Raw genomic sequence first — 26053 nt, 5'->3', positions numbered from 1 at the left:
AACAGATCAGGTGCACCGCTTGACGATCATCCGGGGACTTCCGGAAGACCCTCGCCCATCGGTAGGCAGGCGGCAGCAGCCATCGACAACTCGACCTCGATACGGTACGCGCGGCTAGGCCATCCGGTCAAACCCGGCGGTCGCGGGCCCGGCATTTGTACACACCCTGTGGACAACGACTTGAACCGCGCCTACCCCCTGACTACCGTGGCTGAACTCCCAACTCTTCCCGCCTGTCTTCAGGACCACACTTTCGCGGGAGTTGCCCGCACTTGCACCATTAAGCGACGAGAGAGCGTGCCCTGTGGCTGACGTAACCGCCGATCTTGCCGCAGTGTGGCCGCGCGTACTCCAGAAACTGCTGGTGGACAGCGAGGACCTGAAGCCCAAGGACGCGGAGTGGCTCAAGCGCACCCAGCCGCTGGCCCTGGTCGCGGGCACCGCCGTCCTCTCCGCGCCCAACGAATTCGCCAAGAGCGTCCTGGAGGGGCGGCTGCTGCCGCTGATCACCGAGGTGCTGAGCCGTGAGTTCGGTCACCCTGTCGGGATCGCCATCGCCGTCGCGTCCGGCGGCGACCAGGAGCCGGCCCCGGCCGACCACGACCAGGACCCGTACGAGCAGCAGCACGAGCGGCACGACCGCCGCGACGGGCACCGCGCGGACCACAGGGACGAGCTGCGCGACGACCACCGCGACGGCATGCGGGACGACCGGCACGGCGGCGACCTCGGGGACGACGGCATGCGGATGCGCCGCGCCTACCCCGAGCAGCAGAGCCAGGGCAGGCACGCGGGCCCCGACGAGTGGCCGCCGCGGCAGAGCGACGACGGCTGGCGGCAGCCGCGTACCGACAGTTGGACCCTGCCCGCGCAGAACAGCGGCGGCTTCCAGGACCGCGAGCCGTACCCGGAGCAGCAGAGCCACCGGTACCGACAGGACACGCACGACGGCTACCCGGTCGTACCGCACCAGGCGTACCCGCAGTCCCCACAGGGCGGTTACGCGCCGCAGTCCGGCGGCTACCAGCAGCAGGACCGGCAGCAGGGCCAGGGCCGGCCGGACCAGCAGCAGCAGTCCACCGGGCGGCACGCGTCGCCGAATCTGTCGGGCGGCCGGCTCGACGGGCCCTCGGGGCCTTCCGGGCACTCCGACCCCTCGGGCCGCCAGAACCACTCGGGCCAATCGGGCTCCTCCTCCGGCGGCGCCGTCGAGCCGACCGCCCGGCTGAATCCCAAGTACCTCTTCGACACCTTCGTGATCGGCGCGTCCAACCGCTTCGCGCACGCGGCCGCGGTCGCCGTCGCCGAGGCCCCGGCCAAGGCGTACAACCCGCTCTTCATCTACGGGGAGTCGGGGCTCGGCAAGACGCACCTGCTGCACGCGATCGGGCACTACGCGCGGAGCCTGTACCCGGGGACACGGGTGCGGTACGTCAGCTCCGAGGAGTTCACCAACGAGTTCATCAACTCGATCCGGGACGGCAAGGCGGACGCGTTCCGCAAGCGGTACCGGGACATGGACATCCTGCTCGTCGACGACATCCAGTTCCTGGCGAGCAAGGAGTCGACGCAGGAGGAGTTCTTCCACACCTTCAACACCCTGCACAACGCCAACAAGCAGATCGTGCTCTCCTCCGACCGGCCGCCCAAGCAGCTCGTCACCCTGGAGGACCGGCTCCGCAACCGCTTCGAGTGGGGCCTGATCACCGACGTCCAGCCGCCCGAGCTGGAGACCCGGATCGCGATCCTGCGCAAGAAGGCCGTGCAGGAGCAGCTCAACGCCCCGCCCGAGGTGCTGGAGTTCATCGCGTCCCGGATCTCGCGGAACATCCGCGAGCTGGAGGGCGCGCTCATCCGGGTCACCGCCTTCGCCAGCCTCAACCGGCAGCCGGTCGACCTCCAGCTCACCGAGATCGTGCTGAAGGACCTGATCCCCGGCGGCGAGGACTCGGTGCCCGAGATCAGCGGGACGGCCATCATGGCCGAGACCGCCGCGTACTTCGGGCTGGCCGTGGACGACCTGTCGGGCTCCTCGCGCAGCCGCGTCCTGGTCACCGCCCGGCAGATCGCCATGTACCTGTGCCGCGAGCTGACGGACCTGTCGCTGCCGAAGATCGGCGCGCTCTTCGGCGGCCGCGACCACACCACGGTCATGCACGCCGACCGGAAGATCCGCTCCCTGATGGCCGAGCGGCGCTCCATCTACAACCAGGTGACGGAGCTGACCAACCGCATCAAGAGCTGAGCCGCGCGCGGAGAAGCGCCGCGCACAGCCCCTCCGAGCGCCCCGGGAGACCTTTCCCGGGGCGCTTCGCGTTGTCCGCCGCGCCGCGCCCTGTTCGATTCCCGTACGCCGAGGGGCAGTTCTCCACAGGACTGTGGCAAATGGACCGTCCACACCCTGGGGACACCGGAGTTGTCCAGAAAGTCTCCACAGGCCGGGTGCCGCAACGGAGGTACGCCCAGCTCAGCCGGGTGTGGATATGTGGGCAACCCGAATCCACAGACTGTGGACAGAAAGGACACCTCTTGGGGGTCACTTCGCGTTGTCCACCGCTCGCCCACAGGTTGGGGCTCGTTGTGCACAGCATGGGATCGTTTCTCCACATCTCTGTCCACTGTTCGGCAACGAAACGCGCCTGGTCCCACGGAAGAGTGAAAGGCGTCACACCAAGGTGGTGGGTTGGCCTGGGGAGAACCTGGGTATTTCTGGGGACAGCGCTGGGGAGAACCCGGGGTCACCTGTGAATCGGGTGTGCACAACTTCCGGCCGTCCACAGGACCCCCTGGTTGTCCCCATGCCCCGCCCACAGGCCCGGTGGATAAAAAACAGGGTCTGACCTGCACCGGAACCACTTATCCACGGTATCCACAACCCCTATTACTACGACTACGTAGAGATAGATGGGAACCTGCTTCGAAGCGGGGGGTGTGCACAACTCGGCCCGGACCCGCCCTGCGGCTCGTGTCGCGGCTTGACGCCAACCCGCACCGACTGTCGGTGCTGTGCGTCAGACTGTTCCCCGACAGCCAGCAACAAGCAGGAGGCGGTTCCGGTGAAGATCCGGGTGGAGCGCGACGTACTCGCCGAGGCAGTGGCTTGGGCAGCCCGTAGCCTCCCGGCCCGTCCCCCGGTGCCCGTCCTCGCCGGGCTCCTGCTGAAGGCGGAGGAGGGCAAGCTCAGCCTCTCCGGCTTCGACTACGAGGTCTCGGCACGGGTGTCGGTGGAGGCCGAGGTCGAGGAGGAGGGCACGGTCCTGGTCTCGGGGCGGCTGCTCGCCGACATCTCGCGGGCCCTGCCCAACCGCCCGGTGGAGATCTCCACCGACGGAATCCGCGTGACCGTGGTCTGCGGCAGCTCGCGGTTCACACTCCACACCCTGCCTGTGGAGGAGTACCCGGCGCTGCCCGCGATGCCCGACGCCTCGGGCACGGTGCCCGGCGAGATCTTCGCCGCCGCCGCCTCCCAGGTCGCCATCGCCGCGGGCCGCGACGACACGCTCCCGGTGCTCACCGGTGTGCGGATCGAGATCGAGGGCGACACCGTCACGCTCGCCGCCACCGACCGCTACCGCTTCGCGGTCCGCGAGTTCCTGTGGAAGCCCGAGCAGGCCGACATCTCCGCCGTCGCCCTGGTGCCCGCCAAGACGCTGCTGGACACCGCCAAGTCGCTCACCAGCGGAGACACCGTCTCCATCGCGCTCGCCGGATCCGGCGCCGGTGAGGGCCTGATCGGCTTCGAGGGCGCCGGTCGCCGTACGACGACCCGGCTGCTCGAAGGCGACCTGCCGAAGTACCGCACGCTCTTCCCGACCGAGTTCGCCTCGGTCGCGGTGATCGAGACCGCGCCGTTCGTCGAGGCCGTCAAGCGCGTGGCCCTGGTCGCCGAGCGCAACACCCCGGTGCGGCTCAGCTTCGAGCAGGGCGTGCTCACCCTGGAGGCCGGTTCCAGCGACGACGCACAGGCTGTGGAGCGCGTCGACGCCAAGCTGGAGGGCGACGACATCTCGATCGCCTTCAACCCGACCTTCCTGCTCGACGGCCTCAGCGCGATCGACTCCGCCGTCGCCCAGCTCTCCTTCACGACCTCGACCAAGCCCGCGCTGCTCAGCGGCCGTCCCGCGCTCGACGCCGAGGCGGACGACGCGTACAAGTACCTGATCATGCCGGTCCGGCTGTCCGGCTGACGGCTGTTGGCGGCCGGCTGACGGCCGCCGGGGCCGCCCCCGCCCGCCGGACACACCGTCCGGCTGAGCCGGTCACAGCGGGCCGTCGTAGGCTCGGCTCAGGTCAGACACGCTTCGAACGAAGGATCTGCGATGGAGCTCGGTCTCATCGGTCTCGGCAAGATGGGCGGCAACATGCGCGAGCGCATCCGCCGCGGCGGGCACACCGTCATCGGGTACGACCGGAACCCGGATCTCGCCGACGTCCACAGCCTCCAGGAGCTTGTGGACTCCCTCAAGGGACCGCGCGTGGTGTGGGTCATGGTCCCCGCGGGCGCGGCCACCCAGTCGACCATCGACGAGCTGGGCGAACTGCTCTCCCCCGGCGACCTCGTCGTGGACGGCGGCAACTCCCGCTGGACGGACGACGAGCGGCACGCCGACGAGCTGGCGGCCAAGGGCATCGGCTTCGTCGACTGCGGCGTCTCCGGCGGTGTCTGGGGCCTGGCCAACGGCTACGCGCTGATGTACGGCGGCAAGGACGAGGACGTCGCCAAGGCGCAGCCCATCTTCGACGCGCTCAAGCCCGAGGGCGACGCCGGCGCCGTGCACGCGGGCAAGGTCGGCGCGGGCCACTTCGCCAAGATGGTCCACAACGGCATCGAGTACGCGATGATGCAGGCCTACGCCGAAGGCTGGGAGCTGCTGGAGGCGGTGGACTCGGTCACCGACGTCCGCGAGGTCTTCCGCTCCTGGAAGTCCGGTACGGTCATCCGCTCCTGGCTGCTCGACCTGGCCGTGGACGCGCTCGACAAGGACGAGCACCTGGGCGCCCTGCGCGGCCACGCGGACGACTCCGGCGAGGGCCGGTGGACGGTCGAGGCCGCCATCGACAACGCCGTGCCGCTGCCCGCCATCACCGCGTCGCTGTTCGCCCGGTTCTCGTCCCGCCAGGACGACTCGCCGCAGATGAAGATGATCGCCGCGCTCCGCAACGAATTCGGCGGGCACGCGGTCACCGCCGCCGAGTAGTACGAAAGCCAGACAGCAGGGAGGTCGGCGCGGTCCCGCGCCACAGCACGCGATGCACGTAGCGCACCTTTCGCTCGCCGACTTCCGTTCCTACGCCCGGGCCGAGGTCCCCCTCGACCCGGGCGTCACCGCTTTCGTGGGGCCCAACGGGCAGGGCAAGACCAATCTGGTCGAGGCCGTCGGCTATCTGGCGGCGCTGTCCAGCCACCGGGTCTCCACCGACGCGCCGCTGGTCCGGATGGGCGCCGAGCGCGCGGTCGTCCGGGCCCAGGTCGTGCAGGGCGACCGGCAGCAGCTCGTGGAGCTGGAGATCAATCCGGGGCGGGCCAACCGCGCCCGGATCAACCGCTCGGCGCCCGGCCGCCCACGCGACCTGCTGGGCATCGTCCGCAGCGTGCTCTTCGCGCCGGAGGACCTGGCGCTGGTCAAGGGCGACCCGACCGAGCGCCGCCGCTTCCTCGACGAGCTGATCACCGCCCGCACCCCGCGCCTGGCCGGGGTCCGCAGCGACTACGACCGGGTGCTCAAGCAGCGCAACACCCTGCTGAAGTCCGCCGCGATGGCCCGCAGGCACGGCGGCAAGGGCGGCGATCTGTCCACCCTCGACGTGTGGGACCAGCATCTGGCGCGGGTCGGCGCGGAACTGCTCGCGCAGCGCCTGGACCTGGTGGCCGCGCTCCAGCCGCTGGCCGACAAGGCGTACGAACAGCTCGCCCCCGGCGGCGGCCCGGTCGGCTTCGAATACCGGGGCTCGATGGGCGAGAGGATGGCCGGGGCCGAGGGCCGCGAGGACCTGTACGGGCGGCTGCTGGAGGCGCTGGGCGAGGCGCGCAAGCAGGAGATCGAGCGCGGGGTGACGCTGGTCGGGCCGCACCGCGACGACCTGCTGCTCAAGCTCGGCCCGATGCCCGCCAAGGGCTACGCCAGCCACGGCGAGTCCTGGTCGTACGCGCTCGCGCTGCGCCTGGCGTCGTACGAACTGCTGTGCTCCGACGGCGGCGAGCCGGTGCTGGTGCTGGACGACGTCTTCGCCGAGCTGGACACCAAGCGGCGCGAGCGGCTGGCGGAGCTGGTCGCGCCCGGCGAGCAGGTGCTGGTGACGGCGGCGGTGGACGACGATGTGCCGGGTGTCCTGGTGGGGGCCCGGTTCGCGGTGGAGCAGGGGACGGTGGAGCGGGTATGAGCGAGCGCGGCGCGAAGCGGGCCAGGGGCGCGGGCGGCACGGCACTCCCGGCGGACGGCGCGGCCGACACCGCTCCGGCAGCGCCCGCGGGTACACCGTCCGGCACGCTCCCCGAGCAGACCGGCGTCGACCTCGCGCGGGTCGCGCTGCGCGCCGCGAAGGAGCAGGCCAGGGCCCGTGGCGCGGCGGCCGTGCAGAAGAAGCAGGCCAGGCGCGGCGGGCTGCGCAGCGGCGCGCGCGCCGACGGCCGCGACCCGCTGCCGCTGGGCGCCGCGATCAACCGGCTGATCACCGAGCGCGGCTGGGAGGCCCCGGCCGCGGTGGGCGGGGTGATGGGCCGCTGGCCGCAGCTCGTCGGCCCCGAGGTGGCGCTGCACTGCGCGCCCGCGCGGTACGACGAGGAGGACTCGGTCCTGACCGTCCAGTGCGACTCGACCGCCTGGGCGACCCAGCTCCGGCTGCTGGCGCCGACCCTGGTGGCCCGGCTCAACGCGGATCTCGGCCACGGCACGGTGAAGCTGATCAAGGTGCTCGGCCCCGCGGGCCCGGCCCGCTCGTACGGACGGCTGCGCGCCCCCGGCAGCGTCGGCCCCGGCGACACGTACGGCTGAGAACGCGCCGGTGCGCGTACGGCGGGGAGCGCGTTCGTACGGCGCCCGTAGCGACTTCGCGCCGACCCTGCTCAGCGTAGCCGGGGGTTGACAGCCGGAAGCCCTGGACGCCCGTGTGAGCGGTTTTGGCACCAGGGCCGCGTGTAGGGAGTCGGGCGGCGGCGGTTCGGGACGGCACATGGGAACTCAGGTACCGCCAAAGCCCCATTCATGTCGGCGCTACCGGTAGACTGATAGGCAGACCGCCCTCCCCTGGCAGCAGACAGGGGGACACCAGCGGAACATGTCGAAGACGCAGCCGATCCCGCCCCGCGGGAGACGGCTCGTGCTGTGCCAGAAAGGGCGCTTCGTGGCCGATTCCGGCAACCCCAACGAGAATTCCAGCAAGTCCTACGACGCCAGCGCGATCACCGTGCTCGAGGGTCTCGAAGCGGTGCGCAAGCGCCCCGGTATGTACATCGGTTCGACCGGTGAGCGGGGCCTGCACCACCTCGTCCAGGAGGTCGTCGACAACTCGGTCGACGAGGCGATGGCCGGTCACGCGGACACCATCGACGTCACCATCCTCGAAGACGGCGGCGTGCGCGTCGTGGACAACGGCCGCGGCATCCCGGTGGGCATCGTCCCCTCCGAGGGCAAGCCGGCCGTCGAGGTCGTGCTGACGGTGCTGCACGCGGGCGGCAAGTTCGGCGGCGGCGGTTACGCGGTCTCCGGCGGTCTGCACGGCGTCGGCGTCTCCGTGGTCAACGCGCTGTCCTCCCGGGTCGCGGTCGAGGTGCGCACCGAGGGCCACCGCTGGACGCAGGACTACAAGCTGGGTGTGCCGACGGCGCCGCTGCTGAAGAACGAGGCGGTCGACGAGACCGGCACCACGGTCACCTTCTGGGCAGACGCGGACATCTTCGAGACCACCGACTACTCCTTCGAGACGCTGTCGCGGCGCTTCCAGGAGATGGCGTTCCTCAACAAGGGCCTGCGGATCTCGCTGACCGACGAGCGCGCCGACCACGTGGACGAGGAGGGCAAGCCGCTCACCGTCACGTACCACTACGAGGGCGGCCTCGTGGACTACGTGAAGTACCTGAACTCGCGCAAGGGCGAGCTGATCCACCCCACCGTCATCGACATCGAGGCGGAGGACAAGGAGCGGCTGCTGTCGGTCGAGGTCGCCATGCAGTGGAACACCCAGTACAGCGAGGGTGTGTACAGCTTCGCGAACACGATCCACACGCACGAGGGCGGCACGCACGAGGAGGGCTTCCGCGCGGCGATGACCGGCCTGGTCAACCGCTACGCGCGCGAGAAGAAGTTCCTCCGGGAGAAGGACGACAACCTGGCGGGCGAGGACATCCGCGAGGGTCTGACCGCGATCATCTCCGTCAAGCTCGGCGAGCCGCAGTTCGAGGGCCAGACGAAGACGAAGCTGGGCAACACCGAGGCGAAGACGTTCGTCCAGAAGGTCGTGCACGAGCACCTGACCGACTGGCTGGACCGCAACCCCAACGAGGCCGCGGACATCATCCGCAAGTCGATCCAGGCGGCCACCGCCCGGGTCGCGGCCCGCAAGGCGCGGGACCTGACCCGCCGCAAGGGGCTGCTGGAGTCCGCGTCGCTGCCCGGCAAGCTGAGCGACTGCCAGTCCAACGACCCGACGAAGTGCGAGATCTTCATCGTCGAGGGCGACTCGGCCGGCGGCTCCGCGAAGTCCGGCCGCAACCCGCAGTACCAGGCGATCCTCCCGATCCGCGGCAAGATCCTCAACGTGGAGAAGGCGAGGATCGACAAGATCCTCCAGAACACCGAGATCCAGGCCCTGATCTCGGCCTTCGGCACCGGTGTGCACGAGGACTTCGACATCTCCAAGCTCCGCTATCACAAGATCATCCTGATGGCGGACGCCGATGTCGACGGCCAGCACATCAACACCCTGCTGCTGACCTTCCTGTTCCGCTTCATGCGGCCGCTGGTCGAGGCCGGGCACGTCTACCTCTCCCGCCCGCCGCTGTACAAGATCAAGTGGGGCCGGGACGACTTCGAGTACGCGTACTCCGACCGTGAGCGGGACGCGCTGGTGGAGATCGGCAAGCAGGCCGGCAAGCGCATCCGCGAGGACTCGATCCAGCGCTTCAAGGGTCTGGGCGAGATGAACGCCGAGGAGCTGCGGGTCACCACGATGGACATCGACCACCGGGTGCTCGGCAAGGTCACGCTCGACGACGCGGCCCAGGCCGACGACCTGTTCTCGGTGCTGATGGGCGAGGACGTGGAAGCCCGCCGCTCCTTCATCCAGCGCAACGCCAAGGACGTCCGGTTCCTGGACATCTGAGTCGGCCCCCACTGGCCGTGTGAAAGGACTAATCGACAGCGATGGCCGACGACACCTCCAACGTTCCCCCTGTGCCCGACGTACCCCCGTCCGAGATGGACGAGCGCAACGAGTCGGGTGGCCTGCGCATCGAGCCCGTCGGGCTCGAGACCGAGATGCAGCGCAGCTATCTCGACTACGCGATGTCCGTCATCGTCTCGCGCGCGCTGCCGGACGTGCGGGACGGCCTCAAGCCGGTGCACCGCCGCGTGCTGTACGCGATGTACGACGGCGGCTACCGGCCCGAGAAGGGCTTCTACAAGTGCGCGCGCGTCGTCGGCGACGTGATGGGCACCTACCACCCGCACGGTGACTCCTCGATCTACGACGCGCTGGTCCGACTCGCGCAGCCGTGGTCGATGCGGATGCCGCTGGTGGACTCCAACGGCAACTTCGGTTCCCCGGGCAACGACCCGGCCGCCGCGATGCGGTACACCGAGTGCAAGATGATGCCGCTGTCCATGGAGATGGTCCGGGACATCGACGAGGAGACCGTCGACCTCCAGGACAACTACGACGGCCGCAACCAGGAGCCGACGGTCCTCCCGGCGCGCTTCCCGAACCTGCTGATCAACGGTTCCGCGGGCATCGCGGTCGGCATGGCGACGAACATCCCGCCGCACAATCTGCGCGAGGTCGCCGACGGCGCCCAGTGGTGCCTGGCCAACCCGGACGCCACGCCCGAGGAGCTGCTCGACGCCCTCATGGAGCGGATCAAGGGCCCGGACTTCCCGACCGGCGCCCTGGTCGTCGGCCGCAAGGGCATCGAGGACGCCTACCGTACGGGCCGCGGCTCGATCACGATGCGCGCGATCGTCGAGGTCGAGGAGATCCAGAACCGGCAGTGCCTGGTCGTCACCGAGCTGCCGTACCAGACCAACCCGGACAATCTGGCGCAGAAGATCGCCGACCTGGTGAAGGACGGCAAGATCGGCGGCATCGCCGACGTCCGTGACGAGACCTCGTCGCGCACCGGCCAGCGGCTGGTCATCGTCCTCAAGCGGGACGCGGTCGCCAAGGTCGTGCTGAACAACCTGTACAAGCACACCGACCTCCAGTCCAACTTCGGCGCCAACATGCTGGCGCTGGTCGACGGCGTGCCGCGCACCCTGTCGCTGGACGCGTTCATCCGCAACTGGGTGAACCACCAGGTCGAGGTCATCGTGCGGCGGACCCGCTTCCGGCTGCGCAAGGCCGAGGAGCGCGCCCACATCCTGCGCGGTCTGCTCAAGGCGCTGGACGCGATCGACGAGGTCATCGCGCTGATCCGGCGCAGCGACACCGTCGAGGTCGCGCGCGAGGGCCTGATGGGCCTGCTCCAGATCGACGAGATCCAGGCCAACGCGATCCTGGAGATGCAGCTCCGCCGGCTGGCCGCCCTGGAGCGGCAGAAGATCATCGCCGAGCACGACGAGTTGCAGCAGAAGATCAACGAGTACAACGCGATCCTCGCCTCGCCGGAGAAGCAGCGGCAGATCATCAGCGAGGAGCTCCAGGCCATCGTCGACAAGTTCGGCGACGACCGGCGCAGCAAGCTGGTGCCCTTCGACGGCGACATGTCCATGGAGGACCTGATCGCCGAGGAGGACATCGTCGTCACGATCACCCGTGGCGGCTACGTCAAGCGCACCAAGACCGAGGACTACCGGTCGCAGAAGCGCGGCGGCAAGGGCGTACGCGGCGCGAAGCTGAAGCAGGACGACATCGTCGACCACTTCTTCGTGACCACCACCCACCAGTGGCTGCTGTTCTTCACCAACAAGGGCCGGGTCTACCGGGCCAAGGCGTACGAGCTGCCGGACGCCGGGCGGGACGCGCGCGGCCAGCACGTGGCGAATCTGCTGGCCTTCCAGCCGGACGAGCGGATCGCCCAGATCCTGGCGATCAAGGACTACAACGCGGCGCCGTACCTGGTGCTGGCCACCAAGGCCGGACTGGTGAAGAAGACCGCGCTGAAGGACTACGACTCGCCGCGCGCGGGCGGTGTCATCGCGATCAATCTGCGCGAGTCCGGCGCGGTGGACGGCGACGCGGACGGCGAGGGCGCGGTGCTCGGCACCTCCGACGAGCTGATCGGCGCCGAGCTGGTCTCCGCGGAGGACGATCTGCTGCTCGTCAGCCGTAAGGCGCAGTGCATCCGCTTCACCGCCACCGACGACGCGCTGCGCCCGATGGGCCGCGCCACCTCGGGCGTGAAGGGCATGAGTTTCCGTCCAGGTGACGAACTCCTCTCGATGAATGTCGTCCGGCCCGGTACGTTCGTGTTCACCGCCACGGACGGCGGGTACGCGAAGCGCACATCGGTGGACGAGTACCGGGTCCAGGGGCGCGGCGGACTCGGTATCAAGGCGGCGAAGATCGTGGAGGACCGCGGTTCTCTGGTCGGCGCTTTGGTTGTCGAGGAGACCGATGAGATCCTGGCCATCACGCTCAGCGGTGGGGTGATCCGTACGCGGGTCAACGGGGTCAGGGAGACGGGCCGTGACACCATGGGCGTCCAACTGATCAACCTCGGTAAGCGGGACGCCGTCGTCGGCATCGCGCGGAACGCCGAAGCGGACGACGACCCGGAGTCGGCCATCGTGGCCGAAGCCGGTGAGGACGACGGAGCGGTCGCGGGCCTGGAGCCCGAGACCGGTGAAGCGGAGGAGTAAGCCGTGAGTGGAGCCACGGGCGCCGCAGGTGGGGCGGGCAGGACCGGGGGTGCCCATGGCTCGGCCAACCTCAACGGCCCGCAAGAGGGGGGATACACCGTGACTGACACGCGTCAGCCGCCGCCGCACCAGCCGGCGCAGGCGTACGCGCCGCCGGCACCCGCCACACCTCCGCCGACGCCGGGTTCGCCCGCCGCCGCGGGGGTGCGCAGGCCGCGTCCCGCGGCCCGGTCGGTGCCGCGCACCCGCAAGGCGCGGCTGCGGATCGCCAAGGCCGATCCCTGGTCGGTGATGAAGGTGAGCTTCCTGCTCTCCATCGCACTGGGCATCTGCACGATCATCGCCGTGGCTGTGCTGTGGATGGTGCTGGACGCGATCGGCGTCTTCAGCACCGTCGGCGACACCATCAGCGAGGCCACCACGTCCGAGCAGGGCGGCAGCGGCGGCTTCGACCTGGTGTCGTTCCTGTCGCTCTCCCGGGTGATGGTCATCACCTGTGTGATCGCCGTGATCGACGTCATCCTGGCCACCGCGCTGGCCACGCTCGGCGCCTTCGTCTACAACCTCTCGGCGGGCTTCGTCGGCGGTGTCGAGCTGACGCTGGCGGAGGACGAGTAGCCGTCCGTCAGGGCGGCAGGTCGGGGCGGCGGATACCGATTTTGGGACATGGCCCAGGGTGCGCTAATCTTTCGGTGCAGCGCGGGGCTATAGCTCAGACGGTTAGAGCGCTTCCCTGATAAGGAAGAGGCCCCAGGTTCAAGTCCTGGTAGCCCCACCAGCGCAAAGGCCCCTCACCGGCAACGGTGAGGGGCCTTTGACATCTACGGCTGACATCAGTTGTCCGGAATCTGTCCGGCAACCGGGCCGTGCCCTTTCAGCAGCTCCGCGAGCTTCACGGCAGCGGCCCGCTGGTCCTCATCCACCACGTGCGTGTAGATGTCCATCGTCATGCTGATCTGGCTGTGACGGAGGATCGCCTGCGCCACCTTGGGGTGCACCTTGAGGAAGGCCAGCAGCGTCCCGCAGGTGTGCCGGGCCAGCCGGACCGTGATCCGCCTCACGCCAGAGCGCTTCACCAGCCGCTCAAAGCTCAGCGAGAAACCGCGCGGCTCGATCGGACCGCCGTTCCGCTCGGAGAAGATGAGATCGGCGTCTTTCTCCTGCCGCCACTCAGCGCCCCCTGCCCTCCGTTCCAGCTCTTGGAGATACCGCCGCTCGGCAAGCGCCTCCAAACAGAACGCAGGCAGAGGCAGGGCCGCTTGGGACGACTCGGTCTTGAGCTTCTTAAGCACGAGCGTGCTCGGCTGACCGTTCTCGCCCTTGACGCGCTGCACTTGCATGGTCGGCGTGAACTGGCCGTGTTCGAGATCCACGTCTTGCCACCGCAGACCGAGCACTTCGCTTCGGCGCAGCCCTAGCACCAACACCAGCACGAAAGCGGCGTACAGGCGGTGCGGTCGGCACGTGCGGAGGAACTGAATCGCCTCGGCTGCTGACCACGGCTTCTTCTTCACCGGCGGCGCCTGCGGCATGTCCACCAGCCGGGCCACGTTGCGGCCGACCAGTTCTTCTTGCATGGCCCGCGTGAGTGCGTTCCGCAGGGTGCGCAACACCTCAGCTTGCGTGGACTTCCGGTCAGGGATCTCCGCCCGGAGGTTGGCGAGCATGGCACGCACCATTACCGGGGTGAGCCTGGTCAGGGATTTCTTGCCCAGCTTGGGCTTGAGGTAGAGCCGTGACATCGACTCGTACTTGTTGTACGTGGTCGGTTCCCGGTTCGGTTTGACCAGGTGCTCAAGCCAGTAGTCCAGCCATTCCCCGAGCTTCCAGGCTCGATCCGGGACAGGGACACCGCCACGGTCGTTCTCCAGAAGCTTGGCGATCTTCTCCGCGACTTCGTCGTATGTCTTGCCGTAGCGGAAGACTCGCTTCCGCTGACCGCTGGTGGTGGTCACGTAGGCCGCACCCTGATAGCGGCCGTCTGTGCGCTTCGTGATGGTGCCTGCCCCATTGGGGCGACGCTTGGCCATGCTCATTCCTCGTCTTCGGTTCGGGTGCGGATGTACGTGGCGAGCGCTTCCGCAGGTATGCGGCGGGCGCGGCCGATGGTGAAGCTCACGAGGGCGCGTGAGCGAATGAGGTCGTAGACCTTCGGGCGGCTGATCCGGAGAGCTGCCATGACCTCGGGCACGGTCATGGCTTCCGGGAGAGGAGCGGTGGTCACGGCGACTCCTTCGCGCGGTGGTCCGGCAGGAGTGTTCAGGGGCGTGCTGAGGTCGCGCCTGTCCGAGGTTGGGATTTCTGCGTCACCGCGTCACCTGCGTCGCCCGGGTCTTTGACCTGCGGGTTTGGGTGACGCAGCGGCAGGGGCGTGCGTCACCGCTGCGTCACTGGCTTCGTCATCGGGTGACGCAGGTGACGCAGGATGACGCAGACCTTTCCGTCTGCGTCACCCCTGTTCCCGCAGCTCAGAGGCGGGTTTTGGGGTCTGGTGACGCAGGTGACGCAGCGGTTTCCCTCTTAGGACAAATGAGGGGGTGTCTGTGGTCTGTGCGGGGTGCCTCCAGACGTGATGAAGGAGCCGCTTCGCGGCGCGACCCTTGGGCGGCGCGGTCGCGCCGAACAGCAAGAAGAGCACGCGCGCCGTGGTGCTCTTCTTGCCTGTCCGGGTGAACGCCTGTCAGAACGCCTGCTGTTGCTCGGGCGGTGCCGGTGGTGCGGGTCGGGTGATTTCGAGGTAGCGGCCCTCTTTGGTGCGGCCGGAATCGATGAGGACGCCGCGGGCGGCGAGGGTGGGCTGAAGGCGCTTGAGACGGTCGGAGAGCACCTTGCCCGTGGTCGGCCACCCTTTGGGCAGGGTGCGCAGTTCCTCGCCCGCGTAGAGGCGGCTGAGGCAGGCCAGCCACTCGGTTGAGGTCATCCGATCCGGCGTGCCCGGGGCGATGTTCTCGGCATGGGTGAGGACGGTCTGGGCGAGCAAATCGCCTTCAATCACGTCGTCGTTGAGGTCGTCCAGACTCGCCCGGTAGGCATTGAGCGCTCCGAGGCCGGTGGCGGCGTCGAGTTGCGCGCACAGGTGGGCGAAGTCCGCCATCCGCAGATCGGTCGGTGTTTCCGCGGTCACTGCCCGCACCTTGACGGTGAGGTCCAGCAGCGACCCGAGGACGACCGGTAGGGCTTCGGCGTATTCGGTCCACAGTTCCGCCTCGGTGCGCCGCACCGTGGGCCGCTCCAGCCGGAGCGGGAGGAGGCGTTCGGCGAGGTCAGGACGGATGACGCCGACATCGATCCCGGTGAGTAGCAGGGGGCGGCGGTAGCGGGCGCGGAACACGTCTCCATCGGTGAACAGGGCCCGCTTGACGCTCTCGGCGCCGGTGACGATGCAGCACATCGCGTCGGACAGGTCCGGCGTCATGTGGGACAGGTTGTCCAGCGCGGTGACCCAACCGGCCGCCACCGCGGCAATCAGGTTCTCCTCATCCTTGGGGGCGCGGCGCAGGTCCCCGCTCATGCCCTCAATGATCCGGATGAGCATCCGACCCGCGGTGGACTTCCCCGCGCCCTGCGGGCCGGTGAGGAACGGTGCTGGTACCGGGACGGAGGGTCCGAGGCAGCCGATCAGCCACGCGATGGCAAGGCACTCGGTCTCGGCGGTGGCGAAGTTGCATAGCCTCAGCAGCAGATCGATTCCCTTGCCGTCGGTGTCCTTGGCCGGGAGAGGGAGTTCGCCGGTGAGCTGCGTACGGCGCCAGCACACCTCCCGCGGATCGGGGGTGAGGATGTCCCACCCTGAGGGGTGGATACGGACCGACTGCCCGTCATTCCGTCCGAGGTCCAGCCACGTGGCCCCGTCGAATCCGGGGGCAACCCTGATGTGGACCGGCTGGACGTTTTCCGACAGCGCCAGCGCCTCAATCAGGTCCAGCGCCTCTTTGAGGGCGCTCCCGTTGAAGACGCCGACGGCGTCGCGGAACAGGCCGACCATGAGTTCCTGCCGGTGGCTGCCGGTGGTGCCCTGCGAGCGGATCGGCCGGGCCACCGGGTGGCGGTTGCGCTGTGCGTAGACGGTGCCGTCGGCGGTGCGGAAGTACCGGAAGTGGGCTTGCGCGTAGTCCGCGATGACCTTGCGGGCGGGGTTGTTGTCGTCGTCGGACACGGCTACACCCCCAGCCGGGTGCGGGCGTTGGTCCATGCGTCGGTGCAGTGGCGAGACGTTTCGCCCTTGGCCTGCGCTGCGGCGAACAGCCGTGCCGTGTGTGCTTCGGTGAGGCAGCCGCACCGGCCATGTGCGGAAAGCACCGCCAGGAACGTCCGGTAGACCGTGGTGTGCACCCCGCTGGACGCGGCGCCGATCTGCTGCTCGGCCATGACGATGCCGCGTTCCAGGTAGGCGGGGGTGCGGTGGCGGCATACCCCGCCACCGGCCGGTACGGGCGCGGTGACCGGCCGGACCGGTGCGGGCGCCTTCACCACCAGGGCCCGCACGGCGTCCGGCAGGGGCGCCGCCGTGCCAGTTCCGGGCCCGAGCCAACGGGCGTAGGCCATGGCGGACTTGATGTCCACGCCGAGCCGCACCGTGTTCGCGGAGGACATGACGCCCTGGTAGATCCAGTGCTCGCCCCGCGTCGTGGGCACGGCCCACGTTGCGGGCAGCGTCTTCCGGGCCCAGGTGATGGCGTCGGCGTTGTCGAGGTCGACCACAGTCAGCCCAGCGCCGCCGGGGTGGTAAGCCACCGCCGCCGCCCGCCCCCACGCCTGACCCCACGCGGGGGAGTTGAGGGTGTCCGGGTCGGTGGTTGCGGCAGCCCAGCCGTGGCACGGGTACGCGCAGACGCATGGGCCGGGGGTCTTCATGTTCGGCCGACCACCGCACACGTTCTTGGTGCATGCCGGGCAGTTGCCGAACGGCACCTTGCCCGCGCGCAGCGGCAGCACGGGCAGGCCGTCAGCCGCGAGCCGGATTGCGGCGAGCTGTAACGGCCGGTCGGACCGTGGCCGCATGGTGGTGAGTTGGGTCATGCTGGGGTCTCCAGTTCTCTTGGATGGGACCTGGAATCCGGTACGGCCGCGCGACTTTGGCGAGACGGAGCGGCCGTACCGGGCGGAATCAGGTGCCGGTGTGCTGCCGGGCCCAGGCGGCGTATTCCTGGCGGACGTAGGGCCGGTGGGAGGGGTCCCATTCGGGCGAGCCGGGACCGATCGGCCCGGTGCTGGTGTCGTGTTCGGTGTCGTAGGCGGCGAGCTTGCGCGCCCCCGCCTCGGCCATGGCGATGGCCTCGGCCGCGACGCCGGGCGCGTACTCGGTCGCTTCGAACAGCGCGATGCGGTCCAGCAGCGCCGCCTTGCGCAGGCGCTGTTCCCGCTCGGTCGCGGTGTCCCGATCGTCGGCGCGGTGCAGGCGGGTGGTCAGGGCCAGAACGTTGCTGATCTCCCGCACGATCGCGGGCGCACCGGCATACGCAGTTTCGGGGGCGGGGGCGTCAAAGCCCTCCCCGGTGTGAGGCTCGATCACGGGATCAGCGCTCCTTGGCGGTGGCGGGCAGTTCGGGCAGTCCGGCCGCGGCGAGCGCGGCGGGGTCGTAGCCGGACAGGGCGGCGCGGGCGGTGAGTGCCGCGGCGAGGGCAGTGGCGTACTGGCCACCTGCCTGCGCGGTTTCGACGGAGGCGCGGGCGCGGATGATCTCGACAGTCTCGACATGGGCTTGCGTCTCGCGCCGGTCAACGGTGGCCCGCTCGTAAGCGGTCGCTTCGCGGCGGTGGTCGCGCCAGTGCCGGTGCGCGAGCACGTAGGCCAGCACGGTGGCCACCGACCACAGCAGCAACGGCAAAGGCAGGCTCTCGGTGTAGGCGGCAACCCCGGCGAGCGCGAACGTCCCGGCCGCGGTGAAGCCGACCGCGGCGGCAACCGGCTCCCCGCTCTCGCCGCGGGCGAGGGCGTTCCCGGCGAAGGCGGCGCCGATAGCGAGCACGCCCATCACTGAGGCGTCACCGATGGAGTGCTGGGCGCCGCCTGCGTTCCAGATCCGCGCCAGGATCAGCACGGTCGATGTGGCCAGCGCGGGCACGGCCTTGGGGGCGAGGTCGGCGGCCCAGTGGCGGTAGGTGATCGGTTCGTTCATGACGGTCTCTCCGATCCGGTGTTAGGTGCGCATCTGCGCGAGGGTGTGGGCGGCGCTGGTCATGAAGTCGTTGATGGGTCCGGCCATGCCGGAGGCGGCGGCGTAGAACCCGAACAGGAACAGCACGGCCGCGGCGAGCACGTTGGCGGACTTGGAGCGGACCGCGAAGACGGAGGCGACGCCGAAGAGCAGCACGGCGGAGACGGACAGGATCATCGGGGGTCTCCCTGGCGGGCGAAGGCGCGGGCGGGCGCCGTGGCGGGCGGTTCGGTGGTGCCGCGGTCGTAGGTGGTGCGCCAGAGGTTGTAGAGGTGGCGGCCGGTGCGTATGCGCTTGCCGGTGGCCTTGCAGCGGCGGCAGTCCTTGCCGCGCTTGACCTTGCCGCGGCGGTTGACCTTGGTGCCGTGGCCCATGCCGGAGCATTTGCGGCAGGTCCCGAACGGCGAGACCGCACACACACCGGCGTAACCGACAGTGACAGCGAGGGTGAGGAGACTAGCGGCGAGGATGAGGGTCATCAGGTGCCCTTTCCGGGCGGTGAGGGTGTTTTCGCAGGTGGGCCGCTAGAACCTAGGTGCCAGCTCAACGGCCGGATAGGGGTCTAGAGGTGCCGCTAGACCTAGCGGGGTGTGCCGCTAGGTCTAGCGGCGGACAGCTTCAGCCCGCGTCCCGGTTTCCGTCACGCTCCGCAATCACGGTGAGGATGCGGGAGCGTTCGACGCCCTTGCGGTTGGCGCCCTTCCCGGTGTCGGTCTTGCCCCACACCTGCACGGTGGCGATACCGAACGGCTTGAGCGCGGACGCCAGTTGCTCGGCATCCCAGCCGCCGTAGACGTCGGGGCGCAGTTCGGCGAGCCGGGCGGTGACGGTCTCGGACCACACCTTGGGCTCTTCCGCCGGGACTACCGCGAGGATGTCGCGCAGCAGGTCATAGCCCGCACCGGCGTCCGGCTCGAAGGCGTCGCCAAGCGCGTGCCCGGACAGCGTGTTGGCCACCTCGCGGAGCTTGCGGGCGCGCAGGCCGATCGCGTCGGCGGTCGGGGCATCGACGTAGACCGACGACACGATGCGGGCGTCGGAGCCTTCACCCACGAAGTAGTGGATGCCCTTGTCCTTCCAGGAGAACATCGTCGCCCTAATGCCCCGCTTGTAGCTGGACGTGCCGAGCACCATGTCGTTCTCCAACTGGCCCATGACCTTCAGGCAGAACCGCGCCGACGCGTTCGCGCTGATGCCGGTCGGCAGGGCTTTCGCGTCCGGGCGCTGGGTGGCCAGCAGCAGCACGATCCCGGTGGCGGGGCCGCGCTTGACCAGGTCGGTGCAGATTTCCTCGAACTCCGCCCCGTGCTTGGGGTGTTCGAACCACACCTGGCACTCATCGACCCCGATCACGATCGGGTGCAAGCCCAGGCCCGGCTTGTTCGCCAGGTCACTGGTGACCTTGGACTCGGGGCAGATGTCCCGCGGCAGCGAGCGGATCATCTTCGCCCGGCGTCGCAGCTCCGCCCGCACCTCGCGCAGGTCGGCCAGGGCGTATTCGATGTCGTCGTCATCGTCCCCGGCGCGGTGCCGGTGGCTGACGCGTTCGCCGACCGGATCGAGGTCGCCGGTGCCCTTGAGGTCGTAGGTGTGCAGCTCAGCGCGCACGTCCAGGGCGGCGATGAGCAGCAGTAGCCGGAGAAGGAACGTCTTGCCCATGCGCGGGATTGCACCGATGACGGCCGCGATGTACATGAGGGTGATCTCCACCCACCGCCCGCGCTGGTCGGTCCCGAACGCCACCGGCTTGAACAGATCCACCGAACCGCCCTTGAGCAGGGGCCACGCGGGCTTGCGGGCGGTGGACATGTCCTGATCACCCACCCACATCACCAGCCGTCCGGTGTGCTCATCCGGCACCGCCTCAGGCCACACACACCCCAGCGGACGCCGGAGCCCGGAAGCGAGCCGGTCGCGGCGCTCGATCACATCGGTGACGGTCACCCCGTACGGCAGGTCGCCCTCAGCGCGCCAGCCGGGCCCGTCGCGGGTGATCGGGGCGGTGAAGGCGAACCCGTCCCTCCCCTTGCCCTGCGCCTGATTGATCGCCGGAATCCCCAACGCCCCCAGCGCACGGAGCACAATGTCGGACGTGAGCTTGGTCGTCTTGGGCAGGTCCACCGCACGGCTGACCACCGGCGCATCCGCCGGTGTGCCCAGAGCGCCCAGCGCCAGCACCACCGCGCCCGTGGAGACGGCAAGCAGCCAGTCCGGGGCCAGCACGTACATCGCCAGAGCCGACCCCAGGCCGATGAAGGCACCCAGCGCCGCGATCAGGGTACGCAGCCGCACCCGGCCGTCACGCTGCCGGGACAACTTCAGGTACTCGCCCGCGTCTTCGCGCCGGACCGCGGCGAGCCGCACCGGCTCGCCCTCACGGTCGGCGGCCCACCGCAGGGTGGCGCCGGTGAACTTCGCCGCGCCGCGCGGAGCCTGCACGGCAAACCGCGCACCGTAATACGGGCAGCGGATTCCGTGGAACGCCACCAGGTGGGCATAGTGCCCGGCAGCCCAGCCGAGCGCGGTACGGAACTCCGCGGCGGACCGCAGCCACACCGGCAGCGTGTCCCGCCGCTTCGCCCCCATCAACCGGCCCAGGTATCCCGGACCGACGAGGGCCGGACCATCGACCATCACGGCCGCGGCCGGGTCGGCCGACGCGTCGGGAACCGAGTCCGCCGACCGGTCCGCGCTGGAGTCGGGCACCGGGTCGGGCGACGGAGCCGACTCGGATTCGGGAGCGGTCGGGTCGGTGTCGGCCGACGCGTCGCGGACGGAACGGGCCCTGTCGAGATCGACCACCTCACCGCCGAAGTCGGCCGCCAGGTCGGCTTCCAGTCGCGCGAACAGGTCGCGCTCGTTGTTGTCGTTGTGCTCGTTGTCGGGGTGCTTCACTGAAGGTCCTTCCAGAAATGGGAGAGGGAGCGGGCCCGGTCACTGGCCGTGGAAAGTGAGCGGCCGGGCCCGCGGGTGGTGATCGGGGTCAGCGCTGGACGACGGGCCGGTGCATGTCGCGGTGGGTGACCTGAACGGTCAGCCCGATGAAGCGCAGCCGGTCGGCCAGGGTCATGGCGAACGCGGGCGCCCGGTGTCGCCCCCCGGCGCAGCCGTCCGCGACGGTCACCAGACCAGTACTGGGACCGGTGAGGAAGCCGAGCACTCCGGTCAGCGTGGCGTTGAGCAGCACGTCAATGCCGGGCGTTGCCGCCACGGCAGCACGCACCGGTTCGTCGTCCGCGGTCAGCTCCCGCAGGGCGGGATTGATGTGCGGGTCGCGGAAGTGATGGCGCAGGTCCAGCACGATGTGTGCGGCCGGTGCGGGGGCATGCAGGAAGCCGAACGAGACGATCTCGACATCGACGGGTTGCGTGAGCACAGCGGAACTCCTAGAAGATTGGGGGAAGTTCAGGCGGCGCGCTGTTCGTCGGGGTAGGCGCAGGGCACGCACATGCCGAGCGAGAGCGGGATGACGTATCCGGCATCAGTGCGGCAGGCCGGGCAGGTGCGGCGCGCGGTCATGGCGGCGGCGTGCGCGGACCATTTGGCCGGCGTCATCGCCCGCACCGGCTTCGCCAGGTCGAGGCGGTAGAGGTAGGCGACCGCGTAACCGGTCTTGCGGCGGCGCGAGCGGCGCATGATCTGTGCCGCGACCGGCTGACCGCCCGGCCGCAAGCCCTTCGCCCGGAGCTGGCGGCGGGTGGCCATGCCGTCCGGGGCGAGCCGCCAGGGATACGTGGGTATCCCCCACGTGGCGCCGGTCGGGTCGTAGCAGGAGCCGAACGCCGGGGACATCAGGCCACCTGCCCGTGGCCGGTGCGGGCGCCGCGGCGCCCGGAACGGCGACCGGCAACCGTGGCGAACAGCGAGCCGATACCGGCCCGGCGGACGCGCGCACGGGCTTGTTTGGCGGCATACATCGCCTCATCCGCCCGTCGCAGCAGGCCGGGCAGATCCTCGCCGGGGAAGTCCCCGGCACGGACCCAGCCGAGCGAGACGGTGGTCTGCACGGTGTCGTCACCGCCGGGGGCGGGGCGGGCCAGCACACCGCCAAGTACGGTCAGCAGGTCGCCGATGGTGCCGTGCCGGTCGATGAGCACTGCGGCGAACTCATCGCCACCCAGCCGCCCGGCAACCCCGGAGGTGCCGGTGTAGTGGGCGAGCCGGTCAGCGGTCGCCTTCAGCAGTGCATCCCCGGCCGGGTGCCCGAACGTGTCGTTGACGTGCTTGAAGCGGTCAACGTCCGCGAGCACCACCACGGCGCGTTCGTCGCGCACCAGTGCGGTGGCGCGGCGGGTGAAGCCGTCGCGGGTGAGCAGGCCGGTTAGCGGGTCACGGCGAGCCGTGGCCAACCGGCCGCGCAGCCACACCAGATGAACCGCCCACCCCGCCGCCAACGGCACCGCGGCGGCAAGCGTCGTGAGCAGCGTGCTCATGCCGCCACTGCCTCGGACTCCGCAGGAACCGCGGGCAGATCCGGGGTAGTGGCGCGCTCGGCTCGCAGCACGTCGCGGACGGTCCGGGCGTGCCCGGCACCGCACTTGACCGTGGTCCGGATACGGTCCGCCGTCAGCTCGGTCACTGGCCAGTCGGCGGTGGCGGTCCGGGCGTCGGCGAGCACATCGTCAACGCTGCGCCGCCCGGAAGTCGGCATCGTGGCCGCGGGCTTGGCCGGACGCCTACGCGGCGCAGCCTTCGCCTCCGGCGCCGACAGCACGGCCGGGACAACCGGCAGTGCGGCCGGTGTGGGCGCCTCGGCAATAGGCGCGGTGTCGGCGGGCCGGTGGTGCAGGATCTTCGCCACCAGGTCGGAGCCGAAGAAGATCGACCCGACCGGCAGCGACGTGGCCAGCAACACCAGCGACCAATTGGCCGGTGCCCAGTCGGCGAGCTGCATGCGCCCGGCCGTGCCGTTGTGCAGAGCAGGCACCAGACCGTGCACGTAGTTCAAAACCAGCGACGCGGCCGTGTACCCGGCCAGCACCCGCAGCGCGAACTTCCGGTCCGTGCCGGTCAGTACGAGGGTGGCCACCAGCGCGAGCGCCATCAGACCGTCCACCACGAACGGGTACAGCAGCGCCGCCGTTGCGTCCGCGCCGACGGTCCGGGCGATGTCGCGCTGTGCGTTCCACGACACTCGGAACGCAAGGGCGACCACGGCCACTAACGCGCCCACCAAGAGCGTCTTCGCCTGCCGGTTCATGCCGCACCCCCGGCCGGGAGATCCCGGGAGGTGTTCGCCAGGTTGCGGCGGGCGGTCATTAGCCGGTGCTCGGCACGGCGAATACGCCGCGCGTCCAGCTCGGTCGGCTGACGGTCCAGCACCATGATTCGCGCGTCCAACAGGTCGATGTCCGCGGCGATGACCGGCATCTCAGCGTCGATCGCGGCAAGCTCAGCGGCAGTCGGCTCACGGTCAAGGTCCGTGGCGGTGCCACGGTCGTGATCAGGGAAGATACTTCTCATGGGTCGTGCCTCTCTCGCAGGCGGAACGGCCCGAACAAGCGGCTCCGGAGTTGCACCTCCGGAGCCGCCCGGCCGTCAGGACCGAAGCGGGGAAAGCTTCCCGACGCTCCCCACCGCCCCCGGCCGGAGCCGGGGACGTCTGGGCAACACAGGGCTGCGAAACGTACGAGGTGCGCGGTCACTGCCGCCGCGCGGACCGACTTGATCGGGAGTCGGCGTGCCCGCCGTACGCGACATGAACCTGTCCCTCAGTCCCGCTCTCCCGGGGAGTCGTCTCCCGGTCTCATCGCGCGGCGTAAGTGCCCTCAGGGCAGGTCCGTTCTTTTGAGTCGGCCTGTCCCACCAGGGAACTTCCCGACTGGTCTCCACACGCCTCGGCCGGTGTCCTCACGGCCGTCGTACTGCGGTAGATCACACTGTGGAGTTGAGTCGAACCTAGTTCGTGGGTTTGTGGGCAAACCTGCGAACTGCTGATGACGGTAGCGGCAGCAATCGCGGCGCGCAAGAGGTTTGCCCACAAACCCTCGAACTGGGATGCTGGGAGGCATGGAACCTCAGCCCACGGCGGTACAAGCGCCGATCCACCTTCGGATTGCTGACGACCTGCGCATGGAGATCGAGCGCGGCGAGCTGGCCCCCGGCGCATCCCTGCCGACGCTCGGTGAGATCTGCGAGCGTTGGGAAACGTCGATGAACTCGGCTCGGTCGGCGGTCGCTCTGCTGAAGGCGCAGGGCTTGATCACCACAGGGCGAGGCAAGGCGCCCGTGGTCCGCATCCCGCCGGGCCGGGTGGTGCGATCGTCGGAGCGCCACCAGGCAGAGAAGGATCTAGCGCGTCGCCCGGAAACGGAGCGGGCAGATGTCGGCGAGGCTGAGACGAATCTCAGCATGTCGATTCACGATCAGGTATTCACCTCGGACTACGAGACGATCCCGGCTACTGCCGAACTTGCCGAACTGTTCGGCATCACCACTTCGGATTCTTTGTTGCGTCGGCGGTACGTGTCTAAGGATTCCCGTACGGATCATCTGCTGTCGTTCAGTACGGCGTACATTCCGGTTGATCTCATCAGCGCCAATCCGGCTCTTCTGGACGAGAATAATGAGCCGTGGCCCGGCGGAACTCAGCATCAGCTATCCACCGTTGGAATTGAAATCATGTGCGTGGTTGATCAAGTGACCGGCCGCATGCCGACCACGGTTGAGGCGCAGCAATGGGGACTCCCGGAGGGTGTGCCACTCATCATTTGCCGCAGGATCTCGCTTGACGCGAACGACCGCGTCGTAGAGATCTCAGACGCCGAGTATCCGGCAGACCGCACTGAGCTTCGGTTCATCACGCCGCTCAAGCCGTGGCCTAAGAAGTCCGGATCAATGTCCTAGCATCGCTTCGGGTGACAACGCGGAAGGGACACGACAGTGTCGACCAATCTCACTGAGACCGATCAAGGATTCTTGAAGCGCGCGATCGAGATTTCTCGACACTCGCTCGAAGATCAGGGGAAGACGCCATTCGGTGCGATCGTCGTCATTGGTGGTGAAGTCGTCGGCGAAGGTACGAGCAGTGTCGTAGAGCTTTCCGATCCAACGGCACACGCCGAAGTCATGGCACTCCGGAACACCGGCGCAAATCTGCGGCGCCACCTGTTCGAGGATGGCGTCATGTACGCCAGTAGTGAGCCGTGTCCCATGTGCCTAGTCGCCTGCTATTGGGCGCGGTTGCCGCGTATCGTATTCGGTGCCACCAGTCACGATGTGGCGGCGAATGGGTTCGAGGATTTGCAGCTTTACCGGGAGCTGACTTATCCAGCGGAACGCCGTTCCCTGCAAGAGGACGTAGCGGGCGGAGAACTAGGGGAGCAGGCTGCCGACGTCCTGCGGTCTTGGGCGGATCAACTGGCTGAGCCAGTCGTGCCCAAGTTCTGATTCCACTCACGCGATGGTGGGTTGCCGACCTATGTGGTGGCTGGCGGTACTCAAGTGTTGTCAGCCGCCACAGGGGTCTGCTTGAACGTCCATCGGTACCGGCGGGAACGCCTGCCGTCGACCGAAGTGGATGAGCCCTCCAACTCGGATTCCCAGCACGGAAACATGCCAGGCGTCAAGGCTGGCCTTAACCGGGGCAATGATGCCCTAGGCGAGAGTCTTTAGTATGCGCCTTATGTCGCTAAAGTCCTACATGTTCGGTGTCCTCTTTGATATCTATTGAGGGCTTTTTTTGGCTCACGCTGGGTAACTAGAAAAGTTTTTCTCCTGCACAGGGTGTAGAGGAGAAAATCGCAGGTCAACGCGCACTTGTCTGTTTTGAGTTGGTCTTGTCCACAGCCACTTCCACAGGTTCATGCACAGAAAACGGCCCTTTATCCCCAACGTGGGGCCCATTTATCCACACAGGCTGTGGATAGCTCGTTTGGAGTGGCC

At 68.9% G+C, this 26053-nt stretch carries 24 protein-coding genes and 1 tRNA gene; 11 read left to right on the top strand and 14 right to left on the bottom strand.

Annotation, left to right across the window (positions count from 1 at the left end; translation table 11 throughout):
• Window positions 1-304: 304 nt before the first annotated feature.
• From dnaA to ACFY9V_RS02235, 9 genes are all read left to right on the top strand, one after another.
• Complete coding sequence (gene dnaA, locus ACFY9V_RS02275; RefSeq protein ID WP_391158832.1) at window positions 305-2245, top strand: chromosomal replication initiator protein DnaA; 1941 nt, start codon at window positions 305-307, stop codon at window positions 2243-2245.
• A gap of 811 nt (window positions 2246-3056) precedes the next feature.
• Window positions 3057-4187 carry a DNA polymerase III subunit beta gene (gene dnaN, locus ACFY9V_RS02270; protein ID WP_355336671.1) on the top strand — a complete coding sequence of 377 codons (1131 nt, stop codon included), beginning with the start codon at window positions 3057-3059 and terminating at the stop codon, window positions 4185-4187.
• 63 nt (window positions 4188-4250) lie between these two features.
• Window positions 4251-5198 carry a phosphogluconate dehydrogenase (NAD(+)-dependent, decarboxylating) gene (gene gnd, locus ACFY9V_RS02265; protein WP_355336773.1) on the top strand — a complete coding sequence of 316 codons (948 nt, stop codon included), beginning with the start codon at window positions 4251-4253 and terminating at the stop codon, window positions 5196-5198.
• Window positions 5199-5250: 52 nt separating this feature from the next.
• On the top strand, window positions 5251-6381 hold the full coding sequence (gene recF, locus ACFY9V_RS02260) for a DNA replication/repair protein RecF (RefSeq protein ID WP_391158831.1): 1131 nt from the start codon (window positions 5251-5253) through the stop codon (window positions 6379-6381).
• The gene (locus ACFY9V_RS02255) at window positions 6378-6992 is read left to right on the top strand and encodes a DciA family protein (protein ID WP_391042011.1); all 615 of its coding nucleotides are present in this window, start codon (window positions 6378-6380) and stop codon (window positions 6990-6992) included. Before recF ends, ACFY9V_RS02255 begins: the two co-directional genes overlap by 4 nt.
• 325 nt (window positions 6993-7317) lie before the next feature.
• Window positions 7318-9318, top strand: a complete 2001-nt coding sequence (gyrB, locus tag ACFY9V_RS02250; RefSeq protein ID WP_355336774.1) for a DNA topoisomerase (ATP-hydrolyzing) subunit B — start codon at window positions 7318-7320, stop codon at window positions 9316-9318.
• Between the two features lie 41 nt (window positions 9319-9359).
• The gene (gyrA, locus tag ACFY9V_RS02245) at window positions 9360-12011 is read left to right on the top strand and encodes a DNA gyrase subunit A (protein WP_391042009.1); all 2652 of its coding nucleotides are present in this window, start codon (window positions 9360-9362) and stop codon (window positions 12009-12011) included.
• Between the two features lie 3 nt (window positions 12012-12014).
• Entirely contained in the window at window positions 12015-12629 is a 615-nt protein-coding gene (locus ACFY9V_RS02240; protein ID WP_391042007.1) for a DUF3566 domain-containing protein, read from the top strand.
• 83 nt (window positions 12630-12712) lie between these two features.
• A tRNA-Ile gene (locus ACFY9V_RS02235) sits at window positions 12713-12789 on the top strand.
• A 55-nt stretch (window positions 12790-12844) separates the two neighbouring features.
• Here the strand turns inward: ACFY9V_RS02235 and ACFY9V_RS02230 are convergent.
• The 14 genes from ACFY9V_RS02230 to ACFY9V_RS02165 all read right to left on the bottom strand — a co-directional run bounded on the left by ACFY9V_RS02230 (window position 12845) and on the right by ACFY9V_RS02165 (window position 23632).
• Window positions 12845-14041, bottom strand: coding sequence for a tyrosine-type recombinase/integrase (locus tag ACFY9V_RS02230; protein WP_391158828.1), 1197 nt, complete (start codon window positions 14039-14041; stop codon window positions 12845-12847).
• A gap of 2 nt (window positions 14042-14043) precedes the next feature.
• Window positions 14044-14208: a helix-turn-helix domain-containing protein gene (locus tag ACFY9V_RS02225; RefSeq protein WP_391159543.1), complete on the bottom strand. Its 165-nt coding sequence runs from the start codon at window positions 14206-14208 to the stop codon at window positions 14044-14046.
• A 483-nt stretch (window positions 14209-14691) separates the two neighbouring features.
• On the bottom strand, window positions 14692-16167 hold the full coding sequence (locus tag ACFY9V_RS02220) for an ATP-binding protein (protein ID WP_391158827.1): 1476 nt from the start codon (window positions 16165-16167) through the stop codon (window positions 14692-14694).
• 2 nt (window positions 16168-16169) lie between these two features.
• Window positions 16170-17030 (bottom strand): DNA primase, encoded by an 861-nt coding sequence (locus ACFY9V_RS02215; RefSeq protein WP_391158825.1) that lies wholly within the window; start codon window positions 17028-17030, stop codon window positions 16170-16172.
• 88 nt (window positions 17031-17118) lie between these two features.
• On the bottom strand, window positions 17119-17523 hold the full coding sequence (locus ACFY9V_RS02210) for a hypothetical protein (RefSeq protein ID WP_391158822.1): 405 nt from the start codon (window positions 17521-17523) through the stop codon (window positions 17119-17121).
• Between the two features lie 4 nt (window positions 17524-17527).
• Window positions 17528-18130 (bottom strand): hypothetical protein, encoded by a 603-nt coding sequence (locus ACFY9V_RS02205; RefSeq protein WP_391158819.1) that lies wholly within the window; start codon window positions 18128-18130, stop codon window positions 17528-17530.
• A 21-nt stretch (window positions 18131-18151) separates the two neighbouring features.
• Entirely contained in the window at window positions 18152-18346 is a 195-nt protein-coding gene (locus ACFY9V_RS02200) for a hypothetical protein (RefSeq protein WP_391158817.1), read from the bottom strand.
• Complete coding sequence (locus ACFY9V_RS02195; RefSeq protein ID WP_391158815.1) at window positions 18343-18543, bottom strand: hypothetical protein; 201 nt, start codon at window positions 18541-18543, stop codon at window positions 18343-18345. The genes ACFY9V_RS02200 and ACFY9V_RS02195 overlap by 4 nt, the downstream gene beginning before the upstream one ends.
• A gap of 244 nt (window positions 18544-18787) precedes the next feature.
• The gene (locus tag ACFY9V_RS02190; RefSeq protein ID WP_391158813.1) at window positions 18788-21064 is read right to left on the bottom strand and encodes a cell division protein FtsK; all 2277 of its coding nucleotides are present in this window, start codon (window positions 21062-21064) and stop codon (window positions 18788-18790) included.
• Between the two features lie 88 nt (window positions 21065-21152).
• Entirely contained in the window at window positions 21153-21545 is a 393-nt protein-coding gene (locus tag ACFY9V_RS02185; RefSeq protein WP_391158811.1) for an ATPase, read from the bottom strand.
• 29 nt (window positions 21546-21574) lie between these two features.
• Window positions 21575-21961 carry an RRQRL motif-containing zinc-binding protein gene (locus ACFY9V_RS02180; protein WP_391158809.1) on the bottom strand — a complete coding sequence of 129 codons (387 nt, stop codon included), beginning with the start codon at window positions 21959-21961 and terminating at the stop codon, window positions 21575-21577.
• The gene (locus ACFY9V_RS02175) at window positions 21961-22602 is read right to left on the bottom strand and encodes a diguanylate cyclase domain-containing protein (RefSeq protein WP_391158807.1); all 642 of its coding nucleotides are present in this window, start codon (window positions 22600-22602) and stop codon (window positions 21961-21963) included. The genes ACFY9V_RS02180 and ACFY9V_RS02175 overlap by 1 nt, the downstream gene beginning before the upstream one ends.
• Entirely contained in the window at window positions 22599-23369 is a 771-nt protein-coding gene (locus ACFY9V_RS02170) for a DUF2637 domain-containing protein (protein WP_391158804.1), read from the bottom strand. The genes ACFY9V_RS02175 and ACFY9V_RS02170 overlap by 4 nt, the downstream gene beginning before the upstream one ends.
• The gene (locus tag ACFY9V_RS02165; protein WP_391158802.1) at window positions 23366-23632 is read right to left on the bottom strand and encodes a DUF6284 family protein; all 267 of its coding nucleotides are present in this window, start codon (window positions 23630-23632) and stop codon (window positions 23366-23368) included. Before ACFY9V_RS02165 ends, ACFY9V_RS02170 begins: the two co-directional genes overlap by 4 nt.
• Window positions 23633-24178: 546 nt before the next feature.
• Here ACFY9V_RS02165 and ACFY9V_RS02160 point away from each other — a divergent pair.
• On the top strand, window positions 24179-25015 hold the full coding sequence (locus ACFY9V_RS02160; protein ID WP_391158800.1) for a GntR family transcriptional regulator: 837 nt from the start codon (window positions 24179-24181) through the stop codon (window positions 25013-25015).
• A gap of 36 nt (window positions 25016-25051) precedes the next feature.
• The gene (locus tag ACFY9V_RS02155) at window positions 25052-25558 is read left to right on the top strand and encodes a deaminase (protein ID WP_391158797.1); all 507 of its coding nucleotides are present in this window, start codon (window positions 25052-25054) and stop codon (window positions 25556-25558) included.
• The last annotated feature ends 495 nt before the right edge of the window (window positions 25559-26053 follow it).

Source organism: Streptomyces sp. NPDC008317, from assembly GCF_042955955.1.
Taxonomy (GTDB): Bacteria; Actinomycetota; Actinomycetes; order Streptomycetales; family Streptomycetaceae; genus Actinacidiphila.
The sequence above is the reverse complement of the archived record's forward strand: the minus strand, read 5'-3'. Positions and strand labels throughout refer to the sequence as shown.

Excerpts from the sequence above, each read along its gene's own strand:
- ACFY9V_RS02165 (WP_391158802.1), bottom strand. The coding sequence starts at position 23,632 with ATGAGAAGTATCTTCCCTGATCACGACCGTGGCACCGCCACGGACCTT.
- gyrA (WP_391042009.1), top strand. The coding sequence starts at position 9,360 with ATGGCCGACGACACCTCCAACGTTCCCCCTGTGCCCGACGTACCCCCG.
- ACFY9V_RS02170 (WP_391158804.1), bottom strand. The coding sequence starts at position 23,369 with ATGAACCGGCAGGCGAAGACGCTCTTGGTGGGCGCGTTAGTGGCCGTG.
- ACFY9V_RS02215 (WP_391158825.1), bottom strand. The coding sequence starts at position 17,030 with ATGACCCAACTCACCACCATGCGGCCACGGTCCGACCGGCCGTTACAG.
- ACFY9V_RS02200 (WP_391158817.1), bottom strand. The coding sequence starts at position 18,346 with ATGATCCTGTCCGTCTCCGCCGTGCTGCTCTTCGGCGTCGCCTCCGTC.
- ACFY9V_RS02230 (WP_391158828.1), bottom strand. The coding sequence starts at position 14,041 with ATGGCCAAGCGTCGCCCCAATGGGGCAGGCACCATCACGAAGCGCACA.
- ACFY9V_RS02195 (WP_391158815.1), bottom strand. The coding sequence starts at position 18,543 with ATGGGCCACGGCACCAAGGTCAACCGCCGCGGCAAGGTCAAGCGCGGC.
- ACFY9V_RS02180 (WP_391158809.1), bottom strand. The coding sequence starts at position 21,961 with ATGTCCCCGGCGTTCGGCTCCTGCTACGACCCGACCGGCGCCACGTGG.
- recF (WP_391158831.1), top strand. The coding sequence starts at position 5,251 with ATGCACGTAGCGCACCTTTCGCTCGCCGACTTCCGTTCCTACGCCCGG.
- ACFY9V_RS02255 (WP_391042011.1), top strand. The coding sequence starts at position 6,378 with ATGAGCGAGCGCGGCGCGAAGCGGGCCAGGGGCGCGGGCGGCACGGCA.
- ACFY9V_RS02160 (WP_391158800.1), top strand. The coding sequence starts at position 24,179 with ATGGAACCTCAGCCCACGGCGGTACAAGCGCCGATCCACCTTCGGATT.
- ACFY9V_RS02205 (WP_391158819.1), bottom strand. The coding sequence starts at position 18,130 with ATGAACGAACCGATCACCTACCGCCACTGGGCCGCCGACCTCGCCCCC.
- ACFY9V_RS02175 (WP_391158807.1), bottom strand. The coding sequence starts at position 22,602 with ATGAGCACGCTGCTCACGACGCTTGCCGCCGCGGTGCCGTTGGCGGCG.
- ACFY9V_RS02225 (WP_391159543.1), bottom strand. The coding sequence starts at position 14,208 with ATGACCGTGCCCGAGGTCATGGCAGCTCTCCGGATCAGCCGCCCGAAG.